At 40.9% G+C, this 20,586-nt stretch carries 15 protein-coding genes and 1 pseudogene; 8 read left to right on the top strand and 8 right to left on the bottom strand.

The window, feature by feature from the left end; genetic code table 11:
• Positions 1-99 precede the first annotated feature (99 nt).
• The 5 genes from ACEW80_RS26615 to ACEW80_RS26595 all read right to left on the bottom strand — a co-directional run bounded on the left by ACEW80_RS26615 (position 100) and on the right by ACEW80_RS26595 (position 8,453).
• Complete coding sequence (locus ACEW80_RS26615; protein WP_373529482.1) at positions 100-2,553, bottom strand: cytochrome-c peroxidase; 2,454 nt, start codon at positions 2,551-2,553, stop codon at positions 100-102.
• Between the two features lie 1,159 nt (positions 2,554-3,712).
• Complete coding sequence (ccsB, locus tag ACEW80_RS26610; RefSeq protein WP_373529481.1) at positions 3,713-4,804, bottom strand: c-type cytochrome biogenesis protein CcsB; 1,092 nt, start codon at positions 4,802-4,804, stop codon at positions 3,713-3,715.
• Between the two features lie 11 nt (positions 4,805-4,815).
• Positions 4,816-6,039, bottom strand: a complete 1,224-nt coding sequence (locus ACEW80_RS26605) for an MFS transporter (RefSeq protein ID WP_373529480.1) — start codon at positions 6,037-6,039, stop codon at positions 4,816-4,818.
• 168 nt (positions 6,040-6,207) lie between these two features.
• A complete protein-coding gene (locus ACEW80_RS26600) occupies positions 6,208-7,113 on the bottom strand; it encodes a sugar phosphate isomerase/epimerase family protein (RefSeq protein ID WP_373529479.1) in 906 nt (301 codons plus the stop codon).
• A 170-nt stretch (positions 7,114-7,283) separates the two neighbouring features.
• Positions 7,284-8,453 carry a 2-deoxy-scyllo-inosose synthase gene (locus ACEW80_RS26595; protein ID WP_373529478.1) on the bottom strand — a complete coding sequence of 390 codons (1,170 nt, stop codon included), beginning with the start codon at positions 8,451-8,453 and terminating at the stop codon, positions 7,284-7,286.
• A 785-nt stretch (positions 8,454-9,238) separates the two neighbouring features.
• Between ACEW80_RS26595 and ACEW80_RS26590 the strand changes: the two are divergent.
• Together ACEW80_RS26590 and ACEW80_RS26585 are read left to right on the top strand one after the other, a co-directional pair.
• Positions 9,239-9,499 (top strand): annotated as a pseudogene (locus ACEW80_RS26590) (IS1 family transposase); the annotation flags it as partial.
• A gap of 480 nt (positions 9,500-9,979) precedes the next feature.
• A complete protein-coding gene (locus ACEW80_RS26585) occupies positions 9,980-11,176 on the top strand; it encodes a ScyD/ScyE family protein (protein ID WP_373529477.1) in 1,197 nt (398 codons plus the stop codon).
• 598 nt (positions 11,177-11,774) lie between these two features.
• Here the strand turns inward: ACEW80_RS26585 and ACEW80_RS26580 are convergent.
• Together ACEW80_RS26580 and ACEW80_RS26575 are read right to left on the bottom strand one after the other, a co-directional pair.
• Positions 11,775-12,107, bottom strand: coding sequence for a hypothetical protein (locus ACEW80_RS26580; RefSeq protein ID WP_373529476.1), 333 nt, complete (start codon positions 12,105-12,107; stop codon positions 11,775-11,777).
• A gap of 141 nt (positions 12,108-12,248) precedes the next feature.
• Complete coding sequence (locus ACEW80_RS26575; RefSeq protein WP_373529475.1) at positions 12,249-13,253, bottom strand: metal ABC transporter substrate-binding protein; 1,005 nt, start codon at positions 13,251-13,253, stop codon at positions 12,249-12,251.
• 185 nt (positions 13,254-13,438) lie between these two features.
• On the opposite strand from ACEW80_RS26575, the gene ACEW80_RS26570 reads away from it, so the two are divergent.
• From ACEW80_RS26570 to ACEW80_RS26555, 4 genes are all read left to right on the top strand, one after another.
• The gene (locus ACEW80_RS26570) at positions 13,439-14,179 is read left to right on the top strand and encodes a metal ABC transporter ATP-binding protein (RefSeq protein WP_373529510.1); all 741 of its coding nucleotides are present in this window, start codon (positions 13,439-13,441) and stop codon (positions 14,177-14,179) included.
• A 73-nt stretch (positions 14,180-14,252) separates the two neighbouring features.
• Positions 14,253-15,134, top strand: a complete 882-nt coding sequence (locus ACEW80_RS26565) for a metal ABC transporter permease (protein WP_373529474.1) — start codon at positions 14,253-14,255, stop codon at positions 15,132-15,134.
• A 46-nt stretch (positions 15,135-15,180) separates the two neighbouring features.
• Positions 15,181-15,966, top strand: coding sequence for an HAD family hydrolase (locus ACEW80_RS26560; RefSeq protein WP_373529473.1), 786 nt, complete (start codon positions 15,181-15,183; stop codon positions 15,964-15,966).
• A 173-nt stretch (positions 15,967-16,139) separates the two neighbouring features.
• Positions 16,140-17,315, top strand: coding sequence for a DNA double-strand break repair nuclease NurA (locus tag ACEW80_RS26555; RefSeq protein WP_373529472.1), 1,176 nt, complete (start codon positions 16,140-16,142; stop codon positions 17,313-17,315).
• Between the two features lie 86 nt (positions 17,316-17,401).
• Here the strand turns inward: ACEW80_RS26555 and ACEW80_RS26550 are convergent, their stop codons facing one another.
• Positions 17,402-18,478 (bottom strand): PIN/TRAM domain-containing protein, encoded by a 1,077-nt coding sequence (locus ACEW80_RS26550; protein ID WP_373529471.1) that lies wholly within the window; start codon positions 18,476-18,478, stop codon positions 17,402-17,404.
• Between the two features lie 258 nt (positions 18,479-18,736).
• Between ACEW80_RS26550 and hemW the strand changes: the two genes are divergently transcribed.
• Entirely contained in the window at positions 18,737-19,918 is a 1,182-nt protein-coding gene (hemW, locus tag ACEW80_RS26545) for a radical SAM family heme chaperone HemW (RefSeq protein WP_373529470.1), read from the top strand.
• Between the two features lie 10 nt (positions 19,919-19,928).
• Positions 19,929-20,586, top strand: a 658-nt coding sequence (locus tag ACEW80_RS26540) for a sugar phosphate nucleotidyltransferase (RefSeq protein WP_373529469.1), incomplete at its 3' end; no start/stop codon positions are given.

Below are 20,586 nucleotides of genomic sequence, written 5' to 3'. Positions count from 1 at the left end.
GTTAAAAGCTACTAATCAGGCATTCCCAAGAGTCATTATTTTTCGTGGGTTGCCAAACTATATCCCTATATATGTCACCTGCCTCTGATAACACGACCCTTATGGTAACCCCAAGAAGTTTTGAGGGGCAACGTTTCTACCGCCAGCACCAACGGCAGGAATCACCAAGAAGGAATCCTGGGCTTTTAGCGAATCCCCGGCAGCGGGGACTGTACCATCGTCTTGGACGAAGGTCTGATCCACTGGATGTCCGTTCGGGATTCTTAGTTGTGGGTGGTCAAAGGGCGCTTTCTCAAGGCGGACTCGCTCATCAGTGAGTGACTTCAAGAATGCCACTAGCGCATCTTTGTTCGCCTGAACATTAAGCACATCAAATCGATTATTCTGTGCATTAAGTATTCGGACGCGATTTCCATTTGCAGCTGAACTATCATCTCCACCGCCTCGACTGTAGAAATCGACTACTTGCTCTAAGGTCGACATTCCACCATTGTGGAAATAAGGAGCGGTAAGTTCTATATTTCGGAGTGTAGGAACCTTAAATACTCCTTCAGGGTTCGTTGGAAGAGCAGCAATGTCGATAGGAGGAGTAAGAGGAAGAACTGTGGGTGCTACGCCATAGAGGTCTTGGTAGGCGGTTGGGTTGTTAATTCCCGGTGTCTTGGCTAGTACCGCGTCTGAAAGCGGACGCGAAACAGGACTGAGCCCATCGCTAGCACCTAAGCCGATGTCTTCCGCGTCGCGTCTGACACCGACCGCAAAGAAGCCAGTATCTTGGAGTGAAGAAGGTTTTGTAGGATTGGCTAGGGTGCGATTGAGTCGTCCGCGCTGTACGTTTCTATCCGAAACACTGGTGAATTCTGTTCCAGCGTGGCAGGCGATACAAGCACTTTGCACGAAAATATTAAATCCTAACTTCTGCTGTTCAGTTAGGGCATTGAGATCACCATCTATTTTAGTGGGGTCATCTAGTGAAGATGATCCTACGTACTTATCAAAAGGTGTCTGGTCAGAGACTAATGTACCCAAGTATTTCTGAACCGCCAGCCCAAAGAAGAGCGGGAAATTATACTCTATTAGTCTGTACTCGTTAGTACCTACAAGAGCGGTATCAGAGTCATCTTTGTCGATAATAGTAGTGGTATTGGTCTTAGTACCGTCAGCATTGACAGTTGTACTGACTCTAATGAGTTTACCAACGGAATTCCACCACTTATTCCTGAAGGCATTCTGGATCATCGGAGTGTAGGAAACAAAGTCGAGTCCCCGTAGAGATAGAGATTGTCTGCTATTGGGGCCTAGAACACTGTCCTCTGCACTCACGAACTGCTTTGCAAGGGGTCTCAGTGGAAGTACCTTCTTACCAAGTTTTCTACCGAGCTTTCTACCTTTACCAGAACTGTGTACTCTACGGTCGGTCGGCCCAAATTTGTCACCGATCTCGATTAACGTGCGACCACTAGCAGACATCTCGAAGGCGCTGAGTGGTGGTGCTACTGCCAGCCCAGCAAGGCTGGCATTTTTGAGGATGATTGGGTCGAGTGGTACTATGTTTTTTGTAGGTGTACCTACGTTTACTGCCTGGTAGAGGATAGCCTCAGGGTCTCTTAACCCATTGGGACTTACCCCGTTAAATTCGTTTCCAGCCCGTCCGTCCCAGAAGTTACGGAAGTTAAAGATTGTATTGATTACAGTCGGTGTGTTGCGAGGTTCCACCCGGCGGACGTTTACATTTCCGACTCTAAATCCGTCTGTATCAGGTGGGTTCGTCACTTGGTCTTCTGCACTACCGGGAACTACGTCAACAAAAGTGGTGTTGAAGACTCCCGCAGAGGAGGCAATATCATTAGTGTCAGAAATAACTGCCGATGTCCGGTCATTTGGATTCGCCAGCTTGTGGAATGGAAAATCTCCCTGTTTTAGCTGGTAGTTTGGCGCACCACCAAGGGTGAAAGTCTCATCTGGATTAGGACTCTTGTCTGGCAGATTTACTGTTAACAGCCCTGGACTAACCTGGTTTTTAGACCTGGTGTCGATCCCAGCTTTGAAGTGACAAGTAGCACACGACATTATACCGTCGCTACCAACTTGCATATCCCAAAAAAGAGCTTTTCCTAGCTTGATTGCGGCTTGATCGTTCTTAATGAATTCCCCGATATTGGCAGGCTCTGGAATCGGCACTGCTGTTCGGTTAGCGAGGGAAACCAAGAGGCTAGGGTTCAACGTAGCTGGGTCTACTATGGGCGGCACTGTCTGCGCCGATACAAAATTTCCGGCTAGAAGATTTCCGCCTAGAACTGTAGCCATGACAAGGGCGGCGATCGCTGTACCCTTTTTCAATCTCTTTGACAACCTTGACATTAGTCGTACAAGTGCGACTAGGCTGTTAGGTACAAAGAGCAAGGTCATTTGTATTGTTTTTAACAAACTTGCTGCCAGTTTAGTAAAAGGTTTAGCACTAAAGCTCCACCCTTTTTTTTTCCGAACTTGATTTGTTTGTTCAGAATCTGGATCAGGCGAGTTGTTAGGTTGACTATTCCAACCATTACTCATCTGTACATTTCCCTTATTGATTTGAGTTTAATCTTCTAACTCTGTTGCCAAAACAAAAAATTACTAGCTTTGGCTATAACCTGATGATTACACCTTTCAAGGTAGTTAAGACCAATTCTCATTTTGGCTACAAATGGCTTCTAATAAATGGGAGGGATGCGATCGCTAAGTATAATAACTTAGTCATCGGCTTTACAAGTTTTTGCTATTAAGCTAACTTATCCATTCTGTTAGAAACTTTTAAAAATGCAGACCGCAATTTTAACAATTGCATAGTCTATATAGACTTTATAAGAATTGTTCTATCAACCTTGAAAGAGACAACTTTATTATCTCTTTATTTGTTTAAATATACTTTATCTTCTAATTAAAGTTAGTAAATATCAATTCATTAAAAAAGCTGCAAAAAATTAAGCTTAGACGATGGAATCTTAACTCGTTAAAGAGAATATCAACTCAGAAGATATTTGTACCAATTCATTTTGAAAAACTTAAAGTATTTGCTACAAATGCTTTAAGTTTTTACTCTTCTGTTAGTAGTTGTAAATGCTAGAGTGCTTACAATATTGAGACTTTTAGATAAATATTCTTTACTTTTGTGATCTCTAGCTTTATGGGGCGCGCCATAATTCAATATGGTTCAGATAAGACAATTTGCGCGACCGATAACCTCTATATAGACGTTGCAATGCAATATCTCTCCGCACATTAAATCTCCACCAACAATCCTTAAGTGAACCGTATCGCGCCATAATTTATCTCTGTTTTTTTGTTTTGCAGCTAAATTTTGTCAGCTAGTATTACTTACACTATCCCTCAATTGCGCTTGTTTTTACAAGGCAATTACTATTTCGCTAGATAACTTTATTTATGAATTATTAGCTGCTTGTGAGTGATAGTAATAAAGCAACATAGACATAAATTAATCAAGTAATTCAAAACTGTTTAATTCATCAATGTTCTGATTTATCTTAATGTCGTCTGTGTAATTAGCCTATTTACATTGCAGAAAATAATTCAACAAAATCCTCAAATATCTAGGTGATATTTTGACCGTCTTTGATGTTGCGATCGCCTCATACCAACTCGTACTTAAGAAAGTTAGATTTAATATCTATTGTCTTCTTTTAGAAAATTGGTATTTAGTGTGGTAAGGTTCTTACAAAAACCACCCATAGGAGTGTAAACCCTTACCCAACAAATTCACTCCCAGATAGCAAACCCAAACAACGACAAAGCCACCAGTAGCTAAAATCGCCGGTCGAAGTCCTTGCCAACCGCGAGTAATGCGGGCATGGAGGTAAGCAGCAAAAACCAACCAGGTGATTAACGCCCAAGTTTCCTTAGGGTCCCAACTCCAATAACTACCCCAAGCTTCGTTAGCCCAAACTCCACCAGCAATGATTCCAATCGTTAGCAGGGGAAATCCCAATCCAATAATCCGATAGCTAATGTTATCTAAAGTTTCAGCAAGGCTGAGACGTTGAGGTGAAAGAAGTTGAGAATTTGGGATTGTAGATTGTGGACTTTCCTGCGGAACGCTACGCGAACGACTCCGCTCAGTCGAACGACTTTGGATTGGAGTTGTTGTTACTAAGTCTATGACTGCGGTTTGACTGTTGCTATCACGGGCAAAACGAGCTATGGGATTATTTTCTACAACAGTTGTTTGTGGTTGAGAATTTAACTCACTGCCTTTGTACAAGCGATAGCCACCAGTGCCTACAGAACTGCCTTGTAGTTGGATGTTTTGACCGCGTGTAACAAAGAGGAAGGCGATCGCTAACAGTGAACCCACCATTAAAGCTGAATAACTTAACATCATCACACTGACATGCATCATCAGCCAATTGGATTTGAGCGCAGGTACCAAAGGTTCTGATGCTTGCATCCCTGATGGCAGTGTCAAAGTTGCAAAAGCGGTAATGCACATGGCCACAGGTGCGGTAAAAACTCCCACTAAGCGGCTACGGCTACTATTTTCGGCAATGAGATGGACAGTTGTAATTCCCCAGGTTAAGAAAAACAGGGATTCATACAAATTGCTGAGGGGGAAATAGCCAGCCTCTATCCATCTTGCCCCTAGTAGGGTAGCCATGCACAAATTGGCGATCGCCATTCCACCAGTCCCCAACGCTGCTAGGTAAGGCAGATTCGGGAAAGCCGCTCCACTCCAATAAACCAGCATCGTCAGGAATAGAATGCTAAAGGAAGCATTGTCCAACCAATTCTGAAGTAAAACCAGATTCATAAATGTTCTCCTCAGAGAATTCTTTCAAGTGTGGATTTTTTGGCAAAAATTTTACTTAGTAATGCAAGTGTTGCGATCGCAAAAACAGCACTAGAATAAAAAACTCCCTGCATTCCCCAAAGTCCAAAAGCAACACCTGCTAACAGTGGCCCTAACGCCTGTCCCAAGGACAACACCGTGGCATTTACTGCCATAAATCCAGCCCGATACTCCTGGGGAGCTAATCCACCTAACAAAGCCTGAGTTGAAGGAAATACCATCCCATGAGCGGCTCCGAATAGAAAGCTCGGAATTAACAGCAGCCAAACATTGTGCAGAAAGGGGGTAATAACTAATGCCAACGCATAGATAACAAAGGAGAATTTAATCAGTGTTAGCTCCGAGAGATTTTTGGCAAATAATGCCAATTGTGAAGAGACAAAAGCCAGCGAAAGCGCCATACTTGCCAGAATGATGCCAATGACGACATCAGAAGCACCCATATCGCTGGCCAAGATCGGAATATAGGTAAAGTAAGCACCAAACAAGAGAATGAATAAAGAAACTACCGCAAACAGCAGTCCAATCACTTGACGATTGTTGACACTACGCCAAATATTTTGCAGATAAGCTTTGAGATTGAACTCCTGCTGGTTTTGCAACTTGGGTGTTTTCAGAGAAAATAACACCAACAATACAACCGGGATAGCACTCAACGGTAAGAGGAAAACGTACCGCCATCCCAGTGTTGTCAAGCCTCCAGTAATTAGGGGATATAACGCCAAACTCATGCCAATCATGCTACCATTAAATGCCATTGCCGCTGTCAGCATTTTCCCGTTATACAGATCACTAATTAAGGTGAGCGCCAAGGACTCTAAACTGGCTGCACCGACACCTTGTAGAAAACGCATCTCTAACAAAGTACGAAAATTTGGAGCAAAGGCGCAGGCGGCTCCGGCGATCGTGAATAACAACAGAGAAGGCACTAAGATTTGTTTTCTACCAAAGCGATCGGCTAGTACTCCAAACACCGGAGTTCCAAGGGCAACAGGTAGAACAAAGGCTGTAATCACCAATCCAATTTGTTCGGGAGGAATCTTGAAATCCTCAGCCAGTGCAGGTAATGCTGGCCCTATACTACTTGAGCCTAAAACCGCCATCAAGGTCACAGCAATAATAATCTGAAGATTCTTATCCTCATAAACTTTGATGGAATTTTCACTCAACTGAGTGCGAACTTTTGCTCGATTCATGAGTTGGCTTTCCTGACGATTAGTCTACTCATTGTTGTCAATCCCCACAGCAGCTTCTGACAATTATCCACCCATAAAAAACTGGGGACGCTTTCAAAAATGTCCCCTACTAATCTTTGAAAGGAAGGAAGAAAGAAATTGGACTCTTTTGTTTTCCTATTTATCTAATCAGTTAACTAAAGAGATACTCTTCTCCAAAGAATCTCTAACCCTAACTAAAGAGACACTCTTCTCTAAAGAATCTTTAACCGCTTTGACAGCTTCATCTAAAGGCATATCTTTAATTTTCTGGTTCCAAGGTTCTACAGCGATCGGCCCTCGATAACCTTTTTTATAGAGTGCGTTGAGAAAATCCTCAACCTTTGTCACCCCTGTCGCCAACGGTAATTCTCTTTCAAATTCTGGAATATTAAAGATGTCATAACCGGGTAATCCATCATTTAATTCAATATAGAATATATATTCTAAATCCATGTGGTGAATATCTAATAAACCTGCACCACTATTTTGCCAATGGTGAACATCTAGTTTATAACCACCATATCCATATAATCCGGCACTAGCAATCAATGCACGAGTGCCATCTATGGTATGAATAAAGTCATACTTTGTGTTACGTCTAGTTTCAGTCGGACCGATAAACTCAAAGCCAATTTTGATGTCATTTTTTTCTAAAATTGGTTTGATTTCACGTAAGCGATCGCTAGTCTGAATAAATCGGTCATTAAAGTTGAGATCATCAGCAAATGGTAAAAGATAACACAATGTTAACTTACAACCAATTTCCTTAGCTTTTTGAGCATGGACTTCAAATTCAGCTAGGCTTTCTTCAAACTCTTTTTGGCTGTCAAATAACTTCACAAGACAGCTAAAAGATACAGGTTTCAAATTAAGCTGATTTAAAAGTTCTCTGCATTCAGAAGTGTTTGAGGTATCAGGGGAACTTAAGTCAATATTAATACCTGCAAACTCATACTTGTGAGCCAAATGACAAATCTTTTGAAAATCATTCACAACATGACCAATGTTGCCACAGTGGCCCCAAGGATCAGTTAAATTCAATATAGGATACATTGCAACTCCATCTATTCAGTTCAATACTGCTTAATCAAAGTTCAAGTCCATATAGAGACGCAAAACTTTGCGTCTCTATATTAAAATCAACTGAAATCCTTATCTATTGGTGGTCTAATTTCTTTGATAAAATAATAGACAAGGATTAAAATTTTTGGCGATCGCTGATTCTAAGCCAACACAAGAGTCTTTTGTTCAACTTGTTGACGTTGGATAAAGTTTTCAACTACTTGCTTCACCAAAACTGGGTCAACTGTCACGAGATAATCTCCTTGACGATTATCGCATTGACCGATTTTTTCCAACAACACAAAGCGCAAATCTCTGCCTGTCTTTTTGTTGTCTGCAATCATTGCATCCATTAACTTGTCAGCAGTGATTGTTTTAGGAAAGGGATTGTTAAATCCTAGTTTATTTTCAATGACGTGATAATGACGATCCACATCTGCTTGTGAGATTAAGCCAAGCTCTTGACAAAGCTCGGCAGCTATTTTCATACCGAAGGAAACAGCTTCTCCGTGAGACATTTTGCCCTTTTCTAGCCATTCAATACCATGACCGAAAGTATGACCGTATTCTAGGATAATTCCATAGGTCTTTTCGCTAGGATCTCTCTTGAGAATCTCTAACTTGGACAAAATGATTTTGTAGGCTAAATCGTACAACTCTTCATCTGTGTATTTAGCATCTTGATGCAAAGTTGCTTCTAAATAGTCCAAAAATGTTGCATCAGAGATGAACCCATTTTTAACGCCTTCAATGATTCCACTGCGGCGAGAAGTTGGAGGATCTGTTTTAAGATATTTGGTATCTGTCCAGATAAAGATTGGTGAATGATAAACACCAAAGTGATTTTTGCCAGTTTTACCATTAACAGCTTGCTTGTTGCTGAGTGTGCTATCGGTTTGACCTGTCATGCTTGTGGGAACTTCAATAAAACGGATTCCACGGTAGATCAATCCAGCAACTAGACCAACGATATTGCCAACTGTTCCGCCACCAAATGATAGCAAAATAGATTTCTTTGAAGCACCTTTTTCAATAAGCTTTTCGCAGGTTTCTTCAAGAACAGGGAAATACTTACATGATTCGCCAGTAGGCACAAATTCAAGTTCGCAACGATATTTCTCACAGATATTGAGATATAAATCTTTGCCGTACAACGCAAATAAATGTGGTTCTGTAAAGAAAAAGATTTTGTCAAAGCTGTATTTCTCTAGCTCTGCTGTAAAACTTTTCTCGATGTCATATCCAAAATAAAATGGACTAGGTTTTTCCAGATGAGTGCTGAGTGTAATGACTTTACCAGGTATGAATTCTAAGGGCTGATTCCAATTCATGATTATCCCACTATCTAACTTGGTGAACTACTAGCATCATTTTGCTTGGCAAGTTCAACAATAAGACCAAATGCCTTGATTGCAGGTTAAGAACGGTGTAATTCTTGATAAAGAAAAGCTGTAATGCCTAGAATTTTGTTAATGGTTAGGAGCCTGAAACTGTTGTATAAACGTAATTTGATAGTTCTCAAAAAATATTTTAAAGTTGCGATTAAATCCTAAAAGTTTGTATTCAAAAATACAAAAAAATATAAGAATTCAAGGGGATCGCTCTTTAGATTTCTCTCGTTAGAGAATATTAAAAACCTTATTTCTTCGTGTTTGGTAGCAAACAATGATTTTGTGATTTGCTAATAAAGTGAGGCTTTGCAAGGGCTTCAAGGTCATCATCTTATTTTTCTCTCATCAGATATACAAAAGACCATTTTTTAACGCTCTTTATATATCAACTCCTAAAATCATGTCATGTATTTTTAGAAATGATGTATTATCTAAAATAATGTATTGTTAAAAACCGCTTTATCTCAATATTAAATAGATTTAATTAAAAGATAAATTGCATTTAAACTAGATAATGAATAATTGTAACTGAGGTTTTTGAAGTTAAGTAAATATAAAGCCCGAATGTACACTATTCTTCTAGATTCACTTATCCTCCCCAATTTGAGTAAATCCAATAGATACTAAACCGATTATTTCGGCTGCATATCTGGCAATTATTAAGGAATAAGACTACAAAGAAAGCCAGCGTTCCATAATGGTGTGAGCAATTGAGGTGAAACTGGATGGAATGTCCGCGTTGTGGGTCGTCACATATCCGTAAAAATGGAATAAAAAGAGGTAAACAGAATCACATTTGCTGTGATTGTCATCGCCAGTTTATTCAGGATTATGAGCCATCTAAAACCTATAGCAACGAGCTAAAGCTTGAATGCCTTCGGATGTATCTCAATGGTATGGGTTTTAGGGCTATTGAACGGGTTAAAGGTGTTCATCACACTACAATTATTACTTGGGTCAAACAACTCGGTAAGAGTTTACCAGATGCACTCCTCATTAATGATGAAAGACCAGGAGCCAGAAGGAAAGAGGTATGATTGAAAACTTTAGTTCTGGATATAAAGCCCAGTTGAAAAAGAAGAATTGTATTGAAACGCGCAGTGCTTTATATTTACTCCACAGAGATAGGAAGCTATTTTGATGTATTTACTTTAGTAATAACTGATTGTGATACTGTCGGATGCAGAATCTGGGATATGTAGTAGGAGTTTCCAGACCATCTTGCAGGAAGTTACAAGTATCTCGCTTCAATACGCAACTATCTGAGAATATTTCAGTTCGTGCCGTAGTAGTTTGTGCTGGGTTCTGTATACTGTCTATTATTCTTTCACATCTGAGAAAAAGGTGAAATGAGTATTGGACATTTTACTGAAACTACAAACAGATACTCAATATTACGACCAATAACGGGTTCTAGACCTATTCTCATCACCAAGAACAACACACATAAAATCCATAAATTCACTATGCTGAAAAATTTTTTGATGACTGCTTTAGGAGCTAGCTTGATGACCTTTGTCGGTGGACAAGCAGTACAAGCAGCCAATTTTACGGTTTTGGCTAGTGGTCTTGATAGTCCAAGGGGGCTTTCCTTTGGACCTGATGGCGCTCTCTACGTTACAGAGGCTGGTAAGGGAGGAAGTGGAGCCTGCATTGCGTCACCTAGTCAACCAGGCGCGACTCTCTGTTATGGTGCAACTGGTGCTGTAACCCGTATTCAGAATGGTATATCAGAGCGTGTAATTACGGGTCTACCGTCCCTAGCATTGCCTGATGGTGGTGACACGGCTGGCATTAATGACATTGCATTTGATTCGACCGGGAAGGCTTATGCAATTATTGGTTTGGCTGGGAACCCAGCAAACCGCGATAATATATTAGGCATTCCTGATTTTGGCAACCTCATTGCTATTGATGACTTTGATGGCGGAGCTTCTTGGACAAGACTAGCCGATTTAGCAGCCTATGAAGGTGAATATAATCCTGATGGTACAGACATTATTAGCAACATTTATAATTTCATAATTCAGGGTGATACCGCTAAAGTCATTGATTCGGGTGCAAACGACCTTTTCAGCGTAGGGCTTGATGGAAGTGGGCTAACATTGGAGTCTGTTTTTCCAGAACGCTTAGTGACTAATCCCCTCTCCGGTGAAAATATTTTGATGCAATCGGTACCCACAGCGATCGCAAAGGGTCCTGATGAAGCATACTATGTAGGCGAACTCACAGGGTTTCCTTTTCCACAAGGTGAGGCACGTATCTATCGACTTAACCCTATTACTAATCAGCCGGAAGTTTACGCTGAGGGTTTCACCAGCATAGTTGATTTGGCTTTCGGTGCTGATGAAAGTCTATATGTGCTACAGTACGCCAATGATACATTATCATCAGGAAATGGCTCTCTAATACGCATTACCCCTGATGGTACTCGCACAGTACTTGCCAGTGAGCAACTCCTTACCCCTACTGCTCTGACCCTTGGCCCTGATGGTGCTGTCTACGTTTCCAACAAAGGTTTTACTGCGGGTGAAGGGGAAATTCTTCGGATTGAGACAAATCAAGTCGCTTCTGTTCCTGAACCGTCTGCTGCATGGGGCATATTTGTAATTGGTGGTTTAGGTACTCTTTTGAACTTAAAACGTAAGAGAGCCAGCGTTTAAGAAAAATAGTAGGTTGGATTGAGCAACAGCGAAACCCAACACTTCCGTGATTTTGTTGGGTTTCACTTCTCTACGAGACGCACTCGCGTTCGTTCTACCCAACCTACAATTTTCTTAAGTGAACCGTATTCGTTCTTAGCATTAACCCAAGCGTATTGCTGTAATCGTGCCATCCTTACCAAAACATACCCCATTTAGAAAATGATGGTACTTCTCTACAATATTTTCATCTTTTCGAGTCTCTTAGTTCAATGTCTACGAATAACAGTTGTATAACTTAGTAGTTGTGTCGCTTCTCGTTGACTCTTAACCAGCCGAAATTCATTATATATAGATGTTCTAGAAAAGAATTAGCTAGGTAGACTTTTTAAAATTTTTTAACAATGAAATTTTACTTTAGCTTTTAATGCCTCTACATTGCAACCTTTAACAAATTCTAAAATTTGATTTTTAATTTCTGGTGTAGTGCAATAGGTCAATTCTTTGACACTTGTGATTAATAGACTAACTTTACCAAAGAAGACCCAAAGAGAGAGACGTGGGGACGCAAAGAAATAACTCTATCTCTGTATCCCCGTGTCTTTTCAATGAAGGGCTACTACCAAATTCGGTTTCCATTTTCGTCAACTCGTGCTTGCCGAATTACATCGGAAATCTCTTCAGCATCTTTAACGTGATGGAGTGCTTTCTTTTCGCCATCGGGTTCATCTACAACGAAGTAAGTCGGGACTGTGATTTTGTCGCCTGTAATGTCTGGTACATCATCCACAGCTACTTGTTTAGCCTTTTCTTCAACAGATTGAGACTCATCAGCAATTCTATCTCCTGGATTCGCTGTTAAGTTTCTTTCATTCACGTTCGGTTCTTCACGTAAATGTGTATCTTCACTTACTGGTTGACTAATTTGATTTTCTTGATTTTTATCACTCATAGCTTTTTCAGGTATTGAAAAATGTAGCTTTACCAATAACACTCTAGAAAATTCAAGTTACAAAGAGTTCTTTCTCTGGAGAGACTTTGAGAAAAGATTAGAGAGGAACACGTCTTAGGTTAGATATTGATTCTGAGGAATTTATTTCTTTAGTTGAAATGGAGTATATTTTCCTCCCAATGCTTCTACAATGCTACGGGTATTCGCCTCCATCATTTTAATGTAGGAATCCCCATCACTTCCCTTGGCACCAATTGAATCAGAGTAAAGGTGATGTGGTGCTAATTTTACTCCTGCTTCTTGGGCAACGGTTTTAATTAAGGCTGGATTGATTGTAGTCTCAGCAAAAATTGCCGGAACACCGATCTTTTTAATTGACTCTACTAATCGCTGGACTGTTTGAGCGCTTGGTTGTTCTTCGGTACTAATGCCAATTAAAGTACCTGCGATCGCAATTCCATAAGCACGTCCATAATATTGGAAGGCATCATGGGTTGTTACCAGTTTGCGCTTATCTGCGGGAATAGTTTGAATCTGTTGATTAATCCAGCTATGCAACTGTTTTAATTCGTTGGTAAGTTCTGATGCTCTTTGAGTAAATTCTGCTTTATCTTCAGGTGATAACTTAATTAAAGCATCCCGAATCGCATTCGTCATGGCGATCGCATTTTCTGCACTACCCCAAACGTGGGGATCTGGTACGATTTCACCTTTGCCTTTGTCTAACTGCAAAGATTTGACAGCTTCTCCCACTGGTATCTTTCGCGCCTTATCACCAGAAGCATTCATTAATTTAATCAATCCCGGTTCCAGGTTGTAGCCGTTATACAAAATCAAGTCGGCTTCTTCCAAAACCCTGCTGTCTGCTGGTACTGGTTCGTAAACATGGGGATCAGTTCCCGGTTTCAAGATTCCACTTAGTTGAATCTCGTCTCCTGCTACCTCTTGTGCCAAATCAGCAATGACGTTGCTAGTTGCTACTACTCGCGGCTTATCTCCCTTGGCACTGTCAGGGTTAGAGTTTTTTTGGGTACAACTGAATAAAGCCAAAGGCAGAAACATTCCCAAGCAAAGCCGGAAAAGAATTTTTGCTTTGATCCTGCCAACTGCTTTGCTGTAAGGATTACTGTTCTCTATCTTTAGCATTAGTTTTCTTTATCTACAATATTATATCTAATTATAGATATTTTCATATTTCTCTCATTTTTATAGTAAGCTCAAGAAATCGATATTTAAATTTAGTTATGAAAAATGTCTCTTTTTTGCCAAAATTTCACCTATCTCCAGAAAATACACGAGAATTGACCGCAAAAACTATCAGAGCTTCTGATATGAGTTTTACAGCAGCAATTAATATCGCCCATCTAGGGGTACACTACCGGACACAAGAAGCTTTAAGGGACGTTAACTGTATCGTCAAACCGGGAAAACTGACAGGTATTTTTGGCCCCAACGGTGCTGGCAAAAGTACGTTGATGAAAGCAATGTTAGGCTTAGTTCCCGTCAGTAGTGGTACGGTGCTATGCCAAGGCAAACCGTTGATGCAACAATTAGAGAAAGTTGCCTATGTTCCACAACGTAGCCAAATTGACTGGACTTACCCCGCCACCGTGTGGGATGTAGTGATGATGGGACGGGTAAAGAAAACAGGCTGGTTGCGTAGTTTTTCGGCAGTTAGTCGCCAGGTAGCAAAAAATGCTATAGAAAGAGTTGGGATGATTGAATATTGCGATCGCCCCATAGGACAATTATCAGGAGGACAACAACAACGGGTATTTTTAGCCCGTGCTTTAACACAGCAAGCAGAAATCTTCTGCTTTGATGAACCTCTAGTAGGCATTGATCAAAAAACTCAATCGGTGGTTTTTGAAGTCTTTCAGGAACTCGCTGCTGATCACAAGATCGTGCTAGTAGTTAATCATGACTTAGGTGAATCAATCGCCCACTTTGATGACTTAATATTACTAAATCGGGAATTAATCGCTACAGGTTCACGGCAACAAGTACTCACAGAAGAGAATCTAAATCTGGCGTATGGTGGGAAAGTAATGTACTTTTCAGATGCTGCCTAAACTGTAATTAGTCATTGGTCATTGGTGATTTGCAAATGACCAATGAAAAAGGACAAATGACAACTGATAAAATATGTTAGAAGCATTAATTGAGCCGTTGCAATACGGTTTTATGCAGCGATCGCTCGTGATTGCAATTTTGGTCGGGATGTCGTGTGCAGTGGTTGGTAGCTACTTGATGGTGCAGCGATTAGCATTATTGGGTGATGCAATCAGTCACTCAGTTTTGCCAGGACTAGCGATCGCTTTTATGGTGGGAGCAAATATATATATTGGGGCATTTATTGCCGGTGTTTTGAGTACAATGGCGATCGCCTGGATTAGAGTGCGATCGCCAATCAAAGAAGATGCGGCAATGGGCATAGTTTTTTCAGCATTCTTTGCCCTTGGGATTACGTTAATTACTGTTATTCAAAAAGATAACAAAATCGACCTAAATCACTTCTTATTTGGTAATATTCTCGGCGTTACTATTGATGAAGTCCGGGACACTGCTATTATTGCCATTATAGTTTTAATAGTCGTTGTTTTATTATATAAAGAACTTTTATTTTACACCTTTGACCCTTTAGGCGCTCAAGCCGCAGGTTTGCCAGTCAATCGGTTGAACTTTGGACTTATGGTGCTAATAGCTTTAACAATCGTCGCTAGCATGAAAGCTGTCGGTGTCATTTTAGTACTATCACTTTTAATTACACCGGGAGCCACCGCCTATCTATTAGTCAAACGTCTTAACCAAGTAATGATTTTAGGTGCGGTCATTGGCGTAATTTCTAGTATTAGCGGTATGTATCTTAGCTACTTTTATAATTTGCCCTCAGGCCCTGCGATCGTTTTAGTAGTATCGGGATTCTTTTTGTTAGCATTACTATTTAGTCCCAAACACGGTATTTTTACTTATCGCAAAGAGCAGTCAAAGTCGGCGGTAGTAACTATTTATGATACAGAAAAATAGTTCTAAAATCGGGTAAGCTGACAACAGCAGTTTAATCCTCAAAACAATGACAGCAAGTAGTCCCACAATTTTAGCCCTAGACTTTGATGGAGTGATTTGCGACGGACTAATTGAATATTTTGAGGTAGCATGGCGCAGCTATTGTCAAATTTGGTCGCCTGCTAACGACACACCACCAGATGATTTAGCTTTGAGATTCTATCGCCTCCGACCTGTAATTGAAACAGGTTGGGAAATGCCCGTTTTAATCAAAGCGTTGATAGATGGAATTTATGATGAAAAGATTCTTCATGAATGGGTAAGTATCGCCCCAAAACTTTTGTTAAACGACAAGCTACAACCAAAAGAAATTGGTACGAAACTAGATAACCAACGAGATGAATGGATTACAACAGATTTAGATGGTTGGCTGAGTCTGCATAGATTTTATCCGGGTGTAATAGAAAAAATCAAATTAACTCTTGACAGTGGAGTTAAGCTATACATTGTGACAACTAAAGAAGGGCGTTTTGTGCAGCAGCTGTTGCAACAAGAAGGAGTAAATTTACCACCAGAAGCAATTTTTGGTAAAGAAGTCAAGTGTCCCAAACATGAAATTCTGCGAGAATTAATTCAGTCAGCAGGAAACAACCAAGTTAGTCTTTGGTTTGTCGAAGATAGACTCAAGACTTTGCAGCTAGTCCAACAACAAGCAGACCTTGAAGATGTAAAACTTTTCCTTGCAGACTGGGGCTATAATACTCAAGCAGAACGGGAAACTGCCCAAAATGATCCGCGAATTCAGTTGTTATCATTGTCTCAATTTGCCAAAGATTTCTCGGCTTGGCATTGAAAATTTTCTCCAAATAAAGTCTCTAAAAGTCCCCCTTTTTAAGGGGGATTTAGGGGGATCTAAAACGTTTTGCTACCGATCGGAGGACTTTTAAAATATCCTCTTATATGTTGAATTCTATTTTATGTTGTATGATTAACAGCTTGAGTGCGGCAAATAAAGTCTAAAAATCTATGCTTGACCTGACAAAACTGGCGCGACAAATGCAAGGTTTAAGTCAGCATCTTACCTTAGAAGTTGCTGCGAGTCGCCAGCGTTTAGAATTGGCGCAACAACATCTAAAAAATGCTTACGAGTGTCAGCAAGATTTAATCGATCGCCAGGAAAAATGGCGCGATCGCATTCTCTTTGCTAATGCTACCCCAATTGAACCCTTAGAAACCTGCATTGATATTTCAGTTCCCCCCAAAATACATACCGTCATCGCTACCGATGGTTCCCAAATTGCCCCCAACCATCACGAAATTGCTTACTGTTATCTCCTAAATATCGGCAGAGTCGTCTTGCACTATGGACAAAATCGCCATCCACTACTAGATAGTTTGCCAGAAGTATTTTATCGCCCAGAAGATTTATATATGTCTCGGCAGTGGGGAATTAAAACCGAGGAATGGATGAGTTTTCGCCGCACTGCTTCAGAAACAACAGTGTTGGCAGAACTTGCCTGTGCAGTCAAAACGTCAGCGCCAGCATTGGCGATGGTAGATGGTTCGTTAATTTACTGGTTTTTAGAACAGTTGCCGATGGATGCACGCGATCGCATTTTACCCCCAATTCTATCAGCTTGGCAGCAGTTGCGTGATGCTCAAATTCCTTTGATGGGTTATCTCAGTGCCTCTCGCAGCATCGACGGCATGAACTTTTTACGGTTGTTGGCTTGTATCCATCCAGTGCCAGACTGTAAAAGTTATTGCCCAAATCAGTTAGAAAAAGTACCTTGTAAAATTTTTGAACAATTGCGAGATACTTCCCTTTGGACAACCCGACTCAAACCAGGACAACGCAGTACCCTGTGGCGCAGTAATTCACCTATTCTCGAACTTTACGGCGATCAAACCATTTACTTTTGCTACGTCCACGTTGGCACCGAAATCGCCCGCATCGAAATTCCGGCATGGGTAGCGGAGAATGCAACCATGTTAGATCAAGCATTGGGACTAATGTTAGCACAAGTGCAGAAAGGATATGGCTATCCTGTGGCGATCGCCGAAGCGCATAATCAAGCAGTGGTAAAAGGCGGCGATAAAGCGCGTTTTTTTGCCCTCCTTGAACAACAAATGATTAAAGCTGGTTTGAAAAACGTGGGAACTTCTTACAAAGAAGCTAGAAAGCGAGGGAGTATCGCTTAAATTTAGCAATAAATAATCAGTGCAGTCAAGCTGCACCGATGGCTGCGCTACGAACAATTTAACTTTAATTGCACCTGACATTTCCCTCACGCCAATGCTGAAGCTTGGGGTTTGGCAAAAATCATCCGTCCTGCTGTGGTTTGTAAAGCACTAGTGACTACTACCCGCAATTCACCACCCACATAACTACTACCTTCTTCAACGACTACCATTGTGCCGTCATCTAAATAGCCAATGCCTTGACTAGGTTCTTTGCCTTCCTTGAGAATTTTCAAATCAAGGTTGTCGCCAGGTAAATAACTGGGACGGACGGCATTTACTAAATCATTGACATTTAAAACAGGTACTTTCTGGACACTGGCAACTTTAGACAAGTTGTAGTCGTTGGTTAGTAGTGTCGCACTGATTTCTTGAGCAAAGCGGACTAACTTGGCATCCACTGTGGGAATATCTTCGTAATCAAGTCCATTAATCAGGATGCGATCGGGGTAAGTTTCTTTAATGCGGTTGAGAATTTCGAGTCCTCGCCTTCCCCGCACCCGCTTTAGGTCTTTGCTAGCATCGGCTACTTGTTGCAGTTCTTGCAAGACAAACTGCGGCACAATAATTGGCCCTTCCAGAAACCCTGTTTCTAGTAAAGCTTCAATACGACCATCGATAATGCAACTGGTGTCTAAAACTTTGGTGTTGGCGGGTTTTAGCGTTCCTTCCGCTACCATCGATTCTACTGTATTGGGATTAATAAACCGCAACAAGCCTCGCCCGTGGGTGTCTGCCAAATTCATCCCAGTAACGGAGAGGATAATACTACCGACAACTGCGACTAGTGGCTTAATAAATCCAAAATTTGCCGGAATGGGTAATAAAAATAGTGGTGCCAACATGAGGTTAGCTAGCAATAGCCCAATCACTAAGCCAATGGCACGAGTTAGGATCACTTCCAGAGGCATTTCTTTGACTTGTGCCTCTAAGCGACGATATGTCGTCTGAAAACTCAGCCCGATCGCACCACCAATAATAGCACCAAAGGCGGCAAAAACTAAGCGTAAAGCTTCTAAATTTGTCACCTGATCTAGCGTACCATTGGGCAGTAATTCAATACTGTAGAACCCTATTCCCGACGCTGCCAGGATAAATGAGAAAATAATAATGGCGTCAAGCATGGTTGTCTTGTTTTCCTGCAACTGTGTTAACTAATAAAGTCAAGTATTTTTTATTTCATCGGTAAAATAAACTGATCAATAATCAATATTGACTTACACTAAGGGTTTAGGCAGGCAATATCTGTAATTATTATAACCAAAGGCTTTTATCTTAATATTTTTCATTATTTCGTTATAAAATGCTAAAAATTTGTAAACAAACTACTCATTTTCATTGTCTCTAACTTGCAGTTAAGTTAACTTAAAACTTTTTTCAAAATGAGTCAAAATTTTAGTGTTTCTAAGATTGCGAGTTCTGCTTATGTACATATTCCCTTTTGCCGTCGACGGTGTTTTTATTGTGATTTTCCTGTGTCTGTTGTGGGCGATCGCTTGCGGGGTGAAACATCTGGTACTATCTCCCAATATGTTGAGATATTATGTCAAGAAATTGCCATTACGCCAACATTTGGTCAACCCTTAAAGACAATTTTCTTTGGCGGTGGTACTCCTTCGCTACTATCAACGCAACAGCTAGAACGTATAGTGAAAGAGCTAGAGAAGCGTTTTGATATTGCGTCTGGGGCAGAGATTTCTATGGAAATAGATCCAGCCACCTTTGATTTAGCACACGTAGCAGGCTATCGCAGTGTCGGCATCAACCGGGTGAGTCTAGGTGTACAAGCCTTTCAAGAAGAATTATTGCAAGCTGCCGGGCGATCGCACTCGGTTACAGATATCTTTACAGCTGTGGAACTAATCCATCAAGTCGAAATTCCCGAATTTAGTTTAGATTTAATTTCTGGGTTGCCGCATCAGTCTTTGGATCAATGGCAAGATTCTCTAACAAAAGCAGTAGCGATTCTACCTACTCACATATCCATCTATGATCTTACCATCGAACCCGGTACAGCTTTCAATCGTTACTACAAACCTGGTGACAGTCCTTTGCCTACGGATGAAACCACTGTCAAAATGTACCAAATGGCACAGCAGGTTTTGACTAATGCAGGTTATGAACATTATGAAATTTCTAATTATGCCCAACCTGGTCATCAGTGTCGGCATAATCGAGTGTATTGGGAAAACCGCCCTTATTATGGTTTTGGTATGGGTGCGGCGAGTTATGTGGAGGGGAAACGCTTCACTCGTCCACGTAAAACTAAGGAGTATTATCAATGGGTACAAGCTAGTGCTGTGATTGATTGTGAAGTAACTCCTCCAAAAGAAGTATTGTTAGAAACGTTAATGTTGGGATTGCGTTTGGCAGAGGGTGTAAGTTTGGCGGCGTTGGCGGAAGCATTTGGGGAAGAAAAGGTAGAGGAAATTTGTAGGTGTTTACAACCATACATTGAGAAAGGTTGGGTAGAAGTTGCAGGGGGAAGGTTGCGTTTGATTGATCCCCAAGGGTTTTTGTTTTCTAATGTGGTGTTGGCGGAGTTGTTTGAAAAGTTGGGTTGACGAACTGCTTATGCAGAAAAATAAAGTTAGAAAAGCTGTAATTCCGGTAGCTGGTTTTGGGACTCGGTTGTTTCCAGCTACCACAGTTGTGAAAAAAGAACTTTTCCCGATTATTGATCGAGATGGTAGAGCAAAACCTGTGATTATCGCAATTATTGAAGAGGCAATTAGTGCTGGAATTACAGAAGTGGCGATCGTGGTGCAGCCGGACGATCAAGAAGTATTTGAAAATTTATTAAAAAATCCACCCAAAAAAGAACTTTTAGATAAACTTTCACCGCAAAATCAAGAATATAGCCAATATTTGCAAGATTTAGGCAACAAAATTACCATCTTATTGCAAGAGGAGCAATTAGGCTATGGTCATGCGGTGTATTGTGCCAAAAATTGGGTAAAGAATGAGCCATTTTTGCTATTTTTGGGCGACCACATTTATGCATCTGACATTGAAAAATCTTGTGCTAGTCAACTTTTAGATGTTTATGAACAAGTCAATCAAAGCGTTGTGGGTTTAACTACAATGCCAGCAGAGATTATTTATAAAGCTGGGTGTGTAACAGGAGTTTGGCAAAAGTTAAGCTCGATTTTGTCAGTTACACAACTCTATGAAAAACCTACCATTGAGTATGCACAACAGCATTTGCGTGTAGAGGGAATGGCAGAAAATG

The sequence above is a fragment of the Nostoc sp. genome (genome assembly GCF_041747015.1).
Lineage (GTDB): Bacteria > Cyanobacteriota > Cyanobacteriia > Cyanobacteriales > Nostocaceae > Nostoc.
Note: the sequence above shows the minus strand (reverse complement) of the source record. Positions and strands in the feature narration are given on the sequence as shown.

Coding starts and splice junctions, on each gene's coding strand:
- ACEW80_RS26570 (WP_373529510.1), top strand. CDS start 13,439: ATGAGTTTTACAGCAGCAATTAATATCGCCCATCTAGGGGTACACTAC.
- ACEW80_RS26595 (WP_373529478.1), bottom strand. CDS start 8,453: ATGAATTGGAATCAGCCCTTAGAATTCATACCTGGTAAAGTCATTACA.
- ACEW80_RS26575 (WP_373529475.1), bottom strand. CDS start 13,253: ATGCTAAAGATAGAGAACAGTAATCCTTACAGCAAAGCAGTTGGCAGG.
- ACEW80_RS26615 (WP_373529482.1), bottom strand. CDS start 2,553: ATGAGTAATGGTTGGAATAGTCAACCTAACAACTCGCCTGATCCAGAT.
- hemW (WP_373529470.1), top strand. CDS start 18,737: ATGAGTCAAAATTTTAGTGTTTCTAAGATTGCGAGTTCTGCTTATGTA.
- ACEW80_RS26605 (WP_373529480.1), bottom strand. CDS start 6,039: ATGAATCGAGCAAAAGTTCGCACTCAGTTGAGTGAAAATTCCATCAAA.
- ACEW80_RS26585 (WP_373529477.1), top strand. CDS start 9,980: ATGCTGAAAAATTTTTTGATGACTGCTTTAGGAGCTAGCTTGATGACC.
- ACEW80_RS26560 (WP_373529473.1), top strand. CDS start 15,181: ATGACAGCAAGTAGTCCCACAATTTTAGCCCTAGACTTTGATGGAGTG.
- ccsB (WP_373529481.1), bottom strand. CDS start 4,804: ATGAATCTGGTTTTACTTCAGAATTGGTTGGACAATGCTTCCTTTAGC.
- ACEW80_RS26600 (WP_373529479.1), bottom strand. CDS start 7,113: ATGTATCCTATATTGAATTTAACTGATCCTTGGGGCCACTGTGGCAAC.
- ACEW80_RS26550 (WP_373529471.1), bottom strand. CDS start 18,478: ATGCTTGACGCCATTATTATTTTCTCATTTATCCTGGCAGCGTCGGGA.
- ACEW80_RS26580 (WP_373529476.1), bottom strand. CDS start 12,107: ATGAGTGATAAAAATCAAGAAAATCAAATTAGTCAACCAGTAAGTGAA.
- ACEW80_RS26555 (WP_373529472.1), top strand. CDS start 16,140: ATGCTTGACCTGACAAAACTGGCGCGACAAATGCAAGGTTTAAGTCAG.
- ACEW80_RS26565 (WP_373529474.1), top strand. CDS start 14,253: ATGTTAGAAGCATTAATTGAGCCGTTGCAATACGGTTTTATGCAGCGA.